Annotated in this window: 11 protein-coding genes; 7 read left to right on the forward strand and 4 right to left on the reverse strand. The window is 52.9% G+C overall.

Features of this window, described 5'->3' with window-relative positions; translation table 11 throughout:
• Positions 1-85 precede the first annotated feature (85 nt).
• From gndA to B156_RS0114770, 3 genes are all read left to right on the forward strand, one after another.
• Complete coding sequence (gene gndA / locus B156_RS0114760) at positions 86-1,531, forward strand: NADP-dependent phosphogluconate dehydrogenase (RefSeq protein WP_018620516.1); 1,446 nt, start codon at positions 86-88, stop codon at positions 1,529-1,531.
• 290 nt (positions 1,532-1,821) lie between these two features.
• Complete coding sequence (locus B156_RS0114765; RefSeq protein ID WP_018620517.1) at positions 1,822-2,118, forward strand: antibiotic biosynthesis monooxygenase family protein; 297 nt, start codon at positions 1,822-1,824, stop codon at positions 2,116-2,118.
• Between the two features lie 303 nt (positions 2,119-2,421).
• Positions 2,422-3,246, forward strand: coding sequence for a lytic transglycosylase domain-containing protein (locus B156_RS0114770; protein WP_018620518.1), 825 nt, complete (start codon positions 2,422-2,424; stop codon positions 3,244-3,246).
• A gap of 130 nt (positions 3,247-3,376) precedes the next feature.
• On the opposite strand, the gene B156_RS0114775 is transcribed toward B156_RS0114770, so the two are convergent.
• The gene (locus tag B156_RS0114775; RefSeq protein ID WP_018620519.1) at positions 3,377-4,228 is read right to left on the reverse strand and encodes a CvfB family protein; all 852 of its coding nucleotides are present in this window, start codon (positions 4,226-4,228) and stop codon (positions 3,377-3,379) included.
• A 326-nt stretch (positions 4,229-4,554) separates the two neighbouring features.
• Here B156_RS0114775 and B156_RS0114780 point away from each other — a divergent pair, with 326 nt between their 5' ends.
• From B156_RS0114780 to B156_RS0114790, 3 genes are all read left to right on the forward strand, one after another.
• The gene (locus B156_RS0114780; protein WP_018620520.1) at positions 4,555-5,292 is read left to right on the forward strand and encodes an MlaE family ABC transporter permease; all 738 of its coding nucleotides are present in this window, start codon (positions 4,555-4,557) and stop codon (positions 5,290-5,292) included.
• 17 nt (positions 5,293-5,309) lie between these two features.
• Positions 5,310-6,077 (forward strand): ABC transporter ATP-binding protein, encoded by a 768-nt coding sequence (locus tag B156_RS0114785; protein ID WP_018620521.1) that lies wholly within the window; start codon positions 5,310-5,312, stop codon positions 6,075-6,077.
• A 137-nt stretch (positions 6,078-6,214) separates the two neighbouring features.
• Positions 6,215-7,270 (forward strand): MlaD family protein, encoded by a 1,056-nt coding sequence (locus B156_RS0114790; protein WP_018620522.1) that lies wholly within the window; start codon positions 6,215-6,217, stop codon positions 7,268-7,270.
• A gap of 84 nt (positions 7,271-7,354) precedes the next feature.
• Here the strand turns inward: B156_RS0114790 and B156_RS0114795 are convergent, their stop codons facing one another.
• Entirely contained in the window at positions 7,355-8,785 is a 1,431-nt protein-coding gene (locus B156_RS0114795; protein WP_018620523.1) for a glycoside hydrolase family 125 protein, read from the reverse strand.
• A 135-nt stretch (positions 8,786-8,920) separates the two neighbouring features.
• Here B156_RS0114795 and B156_RS0114800 point away from each other — a divergent pair, with 135 nt between their 5' ends.
• Complete coding sequence (locus B156_RS0114800; RefSeq protein ID WP_018620524.1) at positions 8,921-9,544, forward strand: HAD family hydrolase; 624 nt, start codon at positions 8,921-8,923, stop codon at positions 9,542-9,544.
• 145 nt (positions 9,545-9,689) lie between these two features.
• Here B156_RS0114800 and murI read toward each other — a convergent pair whose 3' ends face one another.
• Complete coding sequence (gene murI / locus B156_RS0114810; protein ID WP_018620526.1) at positions 9,690-10,505, reverse strand: glutamate racemase; 816 nt, start codon at positions 10,503-10,505, stop codon at positions 9,690-9,692.
• 65 nt (positions 10,506-10,570) lie between these two features.
• On the reverse strand, positions 10,571-13,228 hold the full coding sequence (gene alaS / locus B156_RS0114815) for an alanine--tRNA ligase (RefSeq protein WP_018620527.1): 2,658 nt from the start codon (positions 13,226-13,228) through the stop codon (positions 10,571-10,573).
• Positions 13,229-13,277 lie beyond the last annotated feature (49 nt).

A 13,277-nucleotide genomic window follows, 5' to 3' on the forward strand; every position in this document is an offset into this window, starting at 1 on the left:
GTAAATTGGCCCCGCGACCCCTGATCAGCCATTGACAACAGGGGCGCACTTACCTTACACAGACGTTTTAACTCACTCTTATCCTATGATGAATACCAACTCATCCGCCAACCAGTTTACCTTCGGCATGATTGGCCTGGGCACGATGGGCCGCAATCTACTGCTCAACATGGCCGACCACGGGTTTGCCGTGGCTGGTTACGATAAAGACCCCGAAAAATCGGTCCTGCTGGAAAAAGAAGGAGCCGATAATGTAGTGAAAGGCTTCACGGATATAAAATCCTTTGTCAATAGCCTGCAACACCCCCGTTCTATTATGATGCTGGTACCCGCCGGTCCCATCGTCGACAGCGTTATTGCGGAGTTGACCCCTCTGCTCGACAAAGGGGACATTGTTATTGATGGGGGCAACTCGCACTTCACCGATACAACCCGGCGCGATATAGAAATGGCCGCCAAAGGGTTTCACTTTTTCGGTATGGGTATTTCGGGGGGCGAAGAAGGGGCGCGGAGAGGCCCCAGCATGATGCCCGGTGGTGATGTGGATGCCTACCAGTTTGTTGAGCCGATTTTAACCGCCGTAGCCGCCCACGTAAATGGCGACCCCTGCGTAACGTACATTGGACCGGGTGCCGCCGGGCACTTTGTGAAGATGGTGCATAACGGAATAGAATACGCCATCATGCAGCTACTCGCCGAGACCTACGAGATTATGCGGAAGGGACTGAAGATGGATTACGAAGCGATGCATGCCGTTTTCAAAAGCTGGAATGAAGGGCGCTTACAGTCGTTTCTGCTGGAGGTGACCGCCGATATTTTTGCCTACAAAGAGCCGGGATCAAAAACCCTCTTGCTGGACGGTATCAAAGACGAAGCCAAATCCAAAGGTACCGGCAAATGGACGTCGCAGGTGGCCATGGATCTGGTTACGCCCATCCCGGCCATCGATAGTGCCGTTTCCATGCGCGACTTGTCCAAGTATAAGGCCATGCGCGTTGAAGCCGCTTCGCTGTACGGTGATGAACAGGCGGATCTGTCGGTCGACAAGGCCGCTTTTCTGGCGCAGCTGGAACAGGCCTTTTTCTTTTCCATGATTACGACGTATGCGCAGGGCATGCACCTGCTGGCATCGGCATCGACGCAGTTTGGGTATAACCTGAATTTGGCCGACATTTCCCGCATCTGGCGTGGAGGCTGTATTATCCGGTCGGCCTTCCTGGAAACGATGCTCAGTGCTTACGTGGAAAACCCCAAACTAAAGCACCTGCTGCTCGCTCCGGCTGTACAGGAAACCATTAGGAAAACCCAGCCCGGTGTTCGGGCGGTGGTAACTACGGCTATAGCGGCTGGCATTGCCGTACCGACTTACGCTACCTGCCTGAGTTATTTCGATGCGTTCCGGAGTGCCAACATGCCCTCGAACTTGATTCAGGCGCAACGGGATTACTTCGGTGCCCACACTTTCGAACGGGTTGGGCAGGAAGGCGTCTTCCATGCTAACTGGCAGGGCGAAGCATCGGTTCAGCCGTAGTCCACGCAGGATACAATTTTGAAAAGCCGGGCTCTTTCGACGAGGGCCCGGCTTTTTGCATACGCAGCCCTGCACCAACAAAATTGCCCCTCCATTCAAAACATTGGCACTCCGCCCACCGCGCTCACCAACAGACCTGCCATTCATCCAACGAGTGTTTCGTAAAGGAAAAAGCCGGGACAAAGCTGAAAAGGCTGAACTACCGATGTTACACAGTGCCATGCACGAGTATAACACGCTGCTATTCAGCCTTTATAAGACGTATTCGTTCCACTCTAACACGTATCAGTATGTACGCACGTATTATTCAGGTTCAACTTCTTCCGGGTTCAATTACCGGGGCTACCGAGTACTTCCGCGATTCGGTCGGACCCGCACTCAAGCAGCAGGTCGGCTTTTCCAACAGCCGCGCCCTTTTCAATGATGAGACTAACAAGTGCCTGCTGGTCACGCTCTGGGAAACTGCCGAAGCGCGTACGGCATCCGAAACAAATGGTTTCCTTCAGGGAGTTATGACAAGCATGAAAAAGTTTTTCGCCGGTCCGCCAACGATTGATTATTACGAGGTAGCCGTTCAGGTTGCGTAAGGAACTTGCTTGTTTATCGGGAAACAATAGCCTGTTTCCCTGGTCTGAAACCCCACACTCCCTGAAGAGTGTGGGGTTTCCCGTTCACGCCTTACACTGGATTTCGTGAACGACATATCTGTCATCCCCTACTTCATTGACACACTCTTCCGGTCGTACAATTCAATCGGCACATTGTCCAACTTGCGGTTAAAATAGGATAATCATTTAAGTATCAGCAAACTATTCTGATGGCGTTGTGCGTTAACCTACATTACCATCCTGAAATTAGATTTGTTCAATCGAGTTCAATTCCCCTTACTGATGGCCATCGTTCGTCCGGCGGTCACGGTTGCAGCCAAGCTAATTGCTCCTGCAGTGGGGTCATCCGCGATTCCCCAGTCTTCATTTTCCAACGTTCATGCCGTAACCCGGTCCGATGCGACCGCCCTAGTCAACGACCGGGGCATCCTCAAACCTGTAGTCGCCGGTTCGCCCGAATTGCCCCTGCTGGATGTCAATTTCTGTGGTGAGGGTCTGCCCTTCGGGCAAACCGATGTTGTTAGCCGCTGGAAACACGTCTTTACCCTTTTCCGGAGTAGTACCAGTGACCTGAGAAAACTCCGGGAGCGGGCTGACAAATTCTTCCCCATCATTGAGCCGATTATGGAGAAGTATGATATTCCCGACGATTTCCGCTATATCCCGATGGCCGAGAGTGACCTGCGCCCCCGGGCCGTATCCAGAGCGGGGGCCGCCGGGTACTGGCAGTTGATGCCGGGAACCGCCCGCGGGCTGGGCCTGAAGGTAGGTGGGCGGAATGATGAACGCTTCGACGCCAAAAAATCCACCGAAGCCGCCTGTAAACACCTGCGTGATTTATACAAACAATTCGGGTCCTGGTCGTTGGTAGCAGCAGCTTATAACGCCGGTTCGGGTTACGTAAGAAACCAGCTTCGGCACCGGAAAGACAGCGATTACTACAGCATGACACTCCCCCGCGAAACGCGTTATTACCTGTTTCGGGTACTGGTATACAAAGAAGTGATGTCGCGTCAGGACGATTATTCGTCGTTTCTGTGGCCGGATTCCGGCTTAAAAACGGCGTACGTTCACCTGCCGGGTAGGGGGTTGGGGCAGTTTAGTTAATTTTGCTATTCATTGTTTGTCCTTTTTTGAGATTCCGCGCTGGGCGGCCGGTGCTGAGCGCGGAATCTCAAGCGTCAGAGTAGTACAGGTTCCACTCAGTTCGGAATGACAAAAAAGGAATATTACTCCCTCACACCAGCCGAATCCCCCCTTCCTCCAGCACAATCTTTCGCTCCCGGTAGAGGGTGCCGATGGCTTTTTTGAACGTCTTCTTACTCATTTCGAGCGAGGCATAAATGGCTTCGGGCGGGCTGTTGTCATTCAGGGGCAGGAAACCGTTTTCGGCTTTGAGCGTAGCCAGAATGCGCTGGGCGTTCGGTTCCACATTATCAAAACCGACTTTTTGCAGGCTCACGTCCACCAGATTATCATCCCGGACTTGCTTGACGTAACCAATGAGCGGGTCGCCGGGTCGAACGGTGCGAAAAATTTCGTTGCCGTACACCAGCCCTTTGTGCCGATTGTTGATGATAACGTTCACCCCCAAATCGGTCATTTCGTAGGCCAGCAGCTGCACTTCTTCCCCCGCCTGGAGGTAACTAACGTCGGGGTCCAGAAAGCGGCTTAGCTTACTCGATGCCACCAGCCGGTTTGTGGCCGTATCGAGGTACATAAACACCACGTACCACTGGCCGGTTTCCATGGGCCGGGCCTGTTCGCGGTGAGGCACCAGCAAATCTTTCTCCAGCCCCCAGTCCAGAAAAGCCCCGGCACTGCTGACCGCAACCACCTGCAGGGCCGCGAACTCGTTGCGGTGAATAGCCGGGGTGAGCGTAGTGGCGATGGGCCGGTCTTCAGAATCAGTATACACAAATACGTCGATGTCGTCATCAACGGAAAGCGTGTCGGGAACGTACTTGTTGGGCAGCAGGATATCGTTGCTAAAGTCCTGGCTTTTTCGGTCCGACAAGTCGCCGAGGAAAAAGCCGACGCTGGTTTGGCGCAGGGCCGTCAAGGTGTTTATTCGTCCAATGTCAATCATAAGTAAGGGCTTACTGGCTCTTTATCGAACAAAGGTCGTTTTTTTATGTTGATGTAACGCTTCCCGTCCGTTATTCGACTGGCAGTGTACTGGTTTGCAGCCCGGGTCAACTATTTCTCGGGTTCTGGTCGGTTCATCAATGCATTGACCGGTACTGTTTAGTAACTTGCCGGTAAAATAAACCCTAACCCGTTAATCTGGTTATTAATCCAAAGCCGCCGGGCCTGTCCGACGGTTCGCCTTTTTTTAGTCTTTAAATGCCCTCAGACACGACTAAATCTACTTCTTCCACATCGGGCAGGGCCGCGCCTGGTCGGTTCGAGCGAATGTTTCTGGCACTGGCCGACGTATTCGCTTTTATCAGTCGTTTCTTTCGGGAGCTTTTTCTTCCCCCCTACGAATTCAAGGAAATTATCCGGCAGTGCTACGAAGTGGGATTCCGGTCGCTGCTACTGATTTCTACGACGGGCTTTATTACAGGTATGGTGTTCACCAACCAGTCGAGACCCTCTTTAGCCGAGTTTGGAGCGACTTCCTGGCTCCCGTCGCTGATTGCCATTGCCATTGTGCGGGCACTGGGGCCACTGGTAACTGCCCTGATTGCTGCGGGGAAGGTGGGGTCGAGCATCGGGGCCGAAATAGGGTCCATGAACGTAACCGAGCAAATCGACGCCATGGAAGTGTCGGGCACTAACCCGTTCAAATTTCTAGTCGTCAGCCGGGTACTGGCCACGTCCATTACGATCCCGATTCTGACGATGTACACCATTTTTGTCGCCCTGATTGGTGGGTTTCTGAATGTGAATATGACCGAGCAAACCAGCTTTACCTCCTATATACAGGAAGTATTCGGTGCAATTTCGTACGTCGATATTTTTGCGTCATCGCTCAAATCAATCGTGTTTGGTTTTACCATTGGCATGGTTGGCTGTTATAAAGGCTATAACTCATCGAAGGGAACGGAAGGGGTTGGAAAAGCGGCCAACGCGGCTGTGGTGACATCCATGTTTTTAGTATTTATTGAAGAGTTGCTGTCACTACAGATTGTATCATCCTTCCGGTGAGCAGAATGAATTCAGCTATGAACAAACCTGGTAAAACCGACGAAAATTCTGTTATCTCCATCCGTAACCTACGTAAATCGTTTGGTGATTTGCACGTACTTCAGGGTATCGACCTGGACGTTAAGCAGGGTGAAAACATAGCCGTGCTGGGTCGTTCGGGGACGGGAAAATCGGTTTTAATAAAAATCATCGTCGGCCTGCTCAAACCCGATTCGGGTAGCGTTGTTGTGCTGGGGCAGGATGTGGAGCAACTCAGTGCCAAGGAAATGGATACCTTCCGGCAGAAGGTAGGCTTCTCGTTTCAAAGCAGTGCGCTGTACGACAGCATGAGCATTCGGGAAAATCTGGAGTTCCCATTAGTACGAAACGTCCGGAACCTGAGCCGAGCTGACGTGGATAAAGCGGTTGAAAAAGCGCTGGACGATGTAGGTCTGTCGCAAACCATCAACCAGATGCCGTCGGAACTATCCGGTGGGCAGCGCAAACGGATAGGCATTGCCCGCACCCTGATTCTAAATCCCGAAATTATGCTGTACGATGAGCCAACCTCTGGTCTGGACCCCATTACGAGCATTGAAATTAACAACCTGATTAACGAAGTACGGGAGCGTATCAACGCCACCTCCATTATCATTACCCACGACCTGACCTGTGCCAAAACCACCAGCGACCGGGTAGCGATGCTGCTGGACGGGAAGTTTGAACGCGTGGGCACCTTTGACGACGTATTCGCCGACCCCGATGAGCGGGTGAAGCAGTTTTATAATTACAATTTTGTGAACTGAATAGGTAGTTTATGGTTTTCGGTTTAACGTTTATAGTCAGCTGACTCGTCAGCCACTTATACGTCAGACTCAGTCGGTACGCCGAAGCGGGGCAACCGTAAACCGTAAACCGTAAACCTTAAACCACAAACTACTACATGAGTACAGATTCAACTAAGCGCAATATTACGGTCGGTGTTTTCGTGCTACTGGGGATTATCATCTTCATTGCCGGCATATTTGTGCTGGGGGGGCAGCAGAAACGCTTTACCAAGAGCATCAAGATAATAGCGGTTTTCAACGATGTAGGCGGCCTTAAGGCTGGAAACAACGTTTGGTTTTCGGGGGTCAAAATCGGCACCGTCAAACGTATTAGCTTTTATGGCACCGCGCAGGTGGAGGTTGACATGAACATTGAAGAGAGTTCGCAACAGTTTATCCGCAAAGATGCCAATGCCACCATCAGTAGTGATGGATTGATTGGCAACAAGATCGTGGTAATTACGGGCGGAACAACCAGCCATCCCGAAGTGGAAGATGGCGACCGGCTGAAAACGGTAGCGGCCCTTAGTTCGGACCAGATTCTGGAAACCCTCCAGGAAAACAACAATAATCTGCTGCGGGTCACCAAGGATTTTAAAGAACTGGTGGGTAACCTGCGCAAAGGTAAGGGCACTGTGGGGGCCGTATTGACCGATTCCATCGTAGCCGATAACTTCAAACGGGCCATGCGAAACTTGGAAAGAGCGTCCGACAATACCGTTAACCTGACGGGTTCAGTATCAAAATTTGCGTCACGACTGAACACGCCCGGTAGTCTGGCAAACCAGCTTGTAACCGACACAACCGTGTTTCGGAGCCTGAAACGGTCGGCCACCCGGTTTGAATCCGCTATGACTTCGGCCGACCAAAGTATCAACACGCTGAGCCGAACAGCCGAAAACGTGAACAAGGCATCCGAAAAACTGAACAACACGAACAGTCCACTGGGTGTGCTACTCACCGATGGGGAAACAGCGAACAAACTCCGTACAACGATCAATAATTTGAGTACGGGAACAGAATTACTGAACGAAGATTTAAAAGCGGCTCAGAATAACTTCCTGCTGCGGGGATTCTTCAAGAAGAAGGCAAAAGCGGAAGAGAAAGCAAGAGCCGATAGCCTGAAAGCAGTGCAGCAGCAACTACCAGACAGCACAGCCAGCAAACCCTGATTGAGTACACGGATCAGATACAGGCTAATATAATGACCAACCAAATTGCCCCGGCTAACGCGTTAGCCGGGGCAATTTGGTTGGTTACAGCCTCTGTTTTACTATATCGGGGTGTTCGGCAGCTACTTTCAGTATCATCTCTCCGAATAGCGTGTTAGCCCAGGCAAACCATTTTCGGGTAAACTTTGTCGGATCGTCTTTGTCGAACGATTCGTGCATGAAGCCGGTACCCGCGTGGGTCTGCTTTAGCATCTGTAATTGTTGTTTTATTTCGGCGGGGTCAGTGGAAGTAAGGGCCCGCATCGTTACGCCAATGGGCCAGATGTTGTTAATCAGCGTGTGCGGACTACCGATACCTTCCCCCGCCTTACCCCGGAAAAAATACGGGTTGTCTTCGCTCAGCACGAACCGGCGGGTATTTTTATAAATCGGGTCGGCGGTCGAAACAGCCCCCAGGTATGGCAGCGAGAGCAGATTGGGCACATTGGCATCATCCTGCAACAGACGGTTACCGTATCCATCCACCTCCAGGGCATAGATTTTACCGTATTTAGGGTGGTCGTATACGGCGTATTTCTTCAAGGCTGTCTCTACTTCGTCGGCCAGTGCCCGGCACTCCTTACTGAACGCGGCATCAGGACGAATGGCGTCGGTCATTTCAGCCAGTTGCCGCAGCGATACCACCGCAAACCAGTTGGATGGTACGTAGAAGGGAAAAATTGTAGCATCGTCTGACGGGCGGAAAATGCTGTGAATCATCCCCACCGGCCGCGTCAGGTTGCCATAACCATCACCGGGCACGGTGTCCGTCGACCAGAACGTATCGCGACCAAATTTATAGGGGCCACCGTTAGTTTTGCGCTGCTGTACCCGCATAGTCTGCACCGCCAGCTGCATAGTTTTTGCCCAGGTCTCGTCGAACGGATCTGTATCGCCGGTGCGTTTCCAGTAACCATACGCCAGCCGGATGGGGTAGCACAATGAATCGAGTTCCCACTTGCGCTCGTGCAGACCCGGTTTCATATCGGTACGGTCTTTTTTCCACTCGCCCTCCTGCTTCGGATCGGCGTAAAAGGCGTTAGCGTAGGGGTCGCGCTGGATACACTGCGTCTGCCGACGAATGAGCCCGGCTACCAGTTTTTGCAGGGGTTCATCGGTTTTGATAAGCGATAAATAAGGCCACACCTGCGCCGTGCTGTCGCGGAGCCACATAGCGTCGATGTCGCCCGTAATGACGAACGAATCGGATTTCCCGTCGATGACTGAATACCTGACGGTGGTATCGATGGTGTTTGGGAAACAGTTCTCAAATAACCAGGCCAGTTCGGGGTCACGAATCGTTTTTTTCATCCGCCCGATGGTCTGCTCTACGGATTCACTGGTGAAGTTGCGTTTGGCGGGGACCTCCCGAACCACCGGAAACGTAGGCTCGGCGACCTGCGCCCGGCTTAACCCACCCACGAATACACCTACCCCTAAGCCGGCTGACTGCTGAACAAAACGACGACGATTCATGCCTATCTCTGCTGTAAAAAAACGTTTAGCCTGCAAACTAACGACCGGAAGCCGCCATTTGCAACGCATAGGCAACTTTCATTATGGCACAAAAAATTCACACGCCCGTCTCAACCGAAACTGTTTACTTGCAGCATGACAACCCAACAACCCATCCGCGCCCTCTTTTTAGACATCGGGGGCGTGTTGCTCACCAATGGCTGGGACCGCCACGCCCGCCAACGGGCCGCTCAGAAATTCGATCTGGACTATGACCAGCTAAACGAACGGCACCACCTGACCTTTGACACCTACGAATCGGGCAAGCTGAGTCTGGACGAGTACCTGACCCGGATTGTTTTTTACCAGCCCCGCCCCTACACCCGCTCTGAGTTCACGCAATTTATTATGGAACAGTCGGAGCCTTTTACCGATATGATTGACCTGGTTTGCCAGCTCAAAGCACAGCATGGCCTGAAGCTAATGGCGGTGAACAACGAAGGGCGTGAAATTAATGAGTACCGGATCAGGCACTTTGGGCTGGGTAACTTCATCGATGCCTTCGTGTCCTCCTGCTACGCTCACTTCCGCAAACCCGACACCGACATTTTCCAGTTAGCCCTCGACATCGCCCAACTCGCTCCTGCACAAGTGCTTTACATTGATGACCGAATGATGTTTACGGAAGTGGCCAGCACGCTGGGTATGCAGTGCATTCACCACGTCGATTACGCATCGACCCGGCAGAAACTGGCCAAGGCCGGACTAGTACTGGGGTAAAAATCAGGGAACTCATCCGGGGATGATGAAAATCATCAATTTCCGGACGTTTCCGTCAGCGGGGGAATTAATTCCCCCGCTGACGGAAACGTCCGGAAATGTACGGGAACATATGCCCCTTACGGGAACGTCCGGAAAGAGCGAGCTACACCTGTCCTGACCGAACGGGCTCACCGTAGAAAACGGTGGCCTGCCGGTCAAAATCGTCGGTTGAGTCAGTAGTCAGGAATGTTCGTTTACCGTGCTGACTGATTTGCCGTTCCAGTTCGGGGTGGCGGGTGAGGTAGTCGGCCAGGCTATCGGCTACAATGCCGCCCTGCGTTAAAATGGTGGCATTACCTGGCGTGTACTGCCGAATTTTATCCAGTAACAGCGGGTAGTGGGTACAGGCTAACAGGATGGTATCGATACCCGGTGCTTTTTCCATCAGTCGGTTTAGGTGTTGCTGCACGAAATAATCCGCACCGGGGCTGTCGTACTCGCCGTTTTCGACCAGCGGTACCCACATCGGGCAGGCTTCCTGAGACACCTGTAAGTCCGGAAAAAACTTCTCGATTTCCACCCGGTACGATTCCGAGGTTACGGTTCCCGGCGTGGCCAGAATTCCTACATTACCCGTTTTTGAGTATCTGCCAATCACTTCCGCCGTGGGGCGAATCACGCCCAGCACCCGCCGGTCCGGGGCCAGCGTTGGTAAATCTAACTGCTGAATGTTCCGCAGGGCTTTAGCCGAAGCCGTATTGCAGGCCAGCACCACCAGCCGGCACCCCCGGTCGAACAGGTGCCGGACGCATTCCAGCGTGTACTGGTACACGGTATCGAAGGAACGGGTACCGTAGGGCGTTCGGGCATTGTCGCCGAGATACAGGTAGTCGTACTGCGGTAGCTGGCGGACAATTTCCCGGAGTACCGTCAGGCCGCCATAGCCAGAGTCGAACACGCCAATGGGTTGATTAGTCATGGTTTTATAAAAAAACCCTATAAGGTCTTTGAGATCTTATAGGGTTAAAAAGCATCAATGCTTCATTACCCCAGCAGTTGCCGTCCCTGCTCCAATGCGGCATCCAAACCGGACGAATCGGTGCCGCCCGCCGTCGCGAAAAATGGCTGACCGCCCCCGCCCCCTTTGATATTTTTGGCTAGTTCTTTTACCACCTGACCCGCATTCATCTTCTTATCCTGAATTAGTGAATCGGGAAGCATAACGGCTAGTTGTGGCTTACCGTTGATGTCGGCCCCCAATACTAGGGCGAGGTTATCCACTTTGGCTTTCAGGTCGTAAGCCAGTTGTTTGAGCGCGTCGGCGTTGGGAACATCCACCCGCTCAACTAAGCGGGAATGGCCATTAACCGCTTCTACTTTCTCCAGCAACTGGTTTTTCAACTGCTGCACCTTTTCGTTTTGCAGGGCTTCGACCTGTTTCTGCAACGCAGTGCGCTCATCCAGCAGCGACTGAACTGCTTTCACCATGTCTTTGGGGGCTTTCAGGAGGTCTTTCAATTCAGCCACCACCGCCATCTGCTCATTGATGAGGGCTTCGGCACCGGCCGAGGTTTTGGCCTCTACCCGCCGAACACCCGTCGAGACGGACCCTTCGCTGGTGAACTTGAATAGTCCGATGTGGCCCGTGGCCGGTACGTGCGTTCCTCCGCAAAGCTCCACCGAGTAACTGGGATCGAAGGTGATGACCCGGACGAAATCGCCGTATTTCTCCCCGAACAGGGCCGTAGCACCCAAGGCTTTTGCCTGTTCGATGGGTACGTTCCGCTTTTCATCCAGTTTGATATTCTCCCGGATTTTCTCATTCACGATGCGCTCTACTTCGGTTAGTTGCTCATCCGTCACCTTGCTGAAATGCGAGAAATCGAACCGCAGCGCATCGGGGCCAACGTACGAACCCTTCTGAGCTACGTGCGTACCGACCACCTCGCGCAGGGCAGAATGCAACAGGTGCGTGGCGGAGTGGTTGCTGGCAATAAGACCACGGCGCGACGCGTTGACGGCGGCATAAACGGAATCTGCTTCGGTCAGTAGCTCATCGATGCCGCGTACATCTTCCACAATATGAATGACCAGGTCATTTTCTTTCTTCGTATCCAACACCGTGAGTGTGCCGATTTCGTCTGAACCCACAAATAGGCGCAGGGTACCTGTATCACCAATTTGCCCACCCGATTCGGCGTAGAACGGTGTTTTGTCAAGCACAACCTGTATTTGTGCACCCTGTTTATTCTGAATTTTGCGGTATTTCACCACGTGGGCTTCCGTTTCGGGCTGGTCGTACCCAACAAATTCGATTTTGTCCGTTTCGGCCAGTTCAGTCCAGTCACCCGCTGACGAGGTAGCATCTTTCCGTGACCGGGCTTTCTGCTCCTGCAAGGCTTTCTGGAATCCGGCTTCGTCGATACTCAGGCCCTTCTCGCGGGCAATGAGTGCGGTCAGGTCAGCCGGGAAACCGAAGGTGTCGTTGAGTTCAAAGACCGTTTCGCCGGGGATTTCATGCTCATTTTTACCGGCCAGGTCCGAAATGATCTGGTCCAGGCGACCCAGTCCACTACCCAGCGTCCGCAAAAAGGCAATCTCTTCTTCCCGAATAACGGTCGCCACAAAATCGCGCTGAGCGTTCAGTTCGGGGAATACGTCGGCAAATTGCAGGGCCAGCGTGGGCACGAGTTTGGTCATGAATGGCTCGGTCATGTTGAGGTACGAGTAGCCGTAACGGATGGCCCGGCGCAGAATTCGACGGATCACGTACCCCGCTTTGGCATTGCTCGGCACCAGCCCATCGGCAATGGCGAAGGATACCGCTCGGATATGGTCGGCAATGACGCGCATGGCGACATCCTGCTTGCTGGTTCCGGCTTCGTAAGTCAGGCCCGAAACCTCTTCGATAACGCGAATCGTTCCGGTAAATACGTCGGTATCGTAGTTCGACCGTTTCTGCTGAATGGCCATGCACAACCGTTCGAAACCCATGCCCGTATCCACGTGCCGGGCGGGCAAGGGGTCCAATGAGCCATCGGCCTTGCGGTTGAACTGCATGAATACCAGGTTCCAGATCTCCACCACCTGCGGATGGTCGGCGTTAACCAGTTCTTTGCCCGGCGTTGAGGCTACTTCCTCCGGCGTCCGCAAATCGACGTGAATTTCGGAGCAGGGACCGCAGGGGCCGGTTTCACCCATCTCCCAGAAGTTATCCTTCTTGTTGCCGTAAATGATCCGATCTTCGCCCACGATGGGTTTCCAGAGGTCGAACGCTTCCTGGTCGAAGGGCACATTGTCTTTCTCATCACCCTCGAATACCGACACGTAGAGCCGATCTTTGGGCAGGCCATATACGTCGGTAAGCAGTTCCCACGCCCATTCGATGGCTTCTTTCTTGAAATAATCCCCAAACGACCAGTTGCCGAGCATTTCGAACATGGTATGATGGTAGGTATCGAATCCTACATCTTCCAGGTCGTTGTGCTTTCCCGATACGCGCAGGCACTTTTGCGTATCGGCCACCCGTTTGGATGGGGGGGTGCCGTTGCCGAGGAAAAAATCCTTGAACTGCGCCATGCCTGAGTTGTTGAACATCAGACTAGGGTCGTTCTTGGCAACCAGCGGGGCCGAAGCGACAATCAGGTGTTGTTTGGATTGGAAAAACTCGAGAAAGTGCCGACGTATTTCGTGGGAAGTCATAAAACTGTAGGGCTAACGTTGCAGTCGTTTGAGGTGTGTTTGCCACTGA

Origin of the sequence: Spirosoma luteum DSM 19990 (assembly GCF_000374065.1) — a bacterium.
GTDB classification, from domain to species: Bacteria; Bacteroidota; Bacteroidia; order Cytophagales; family Spirosomataceae; genus Spirosoma; species Spirosoma luteum.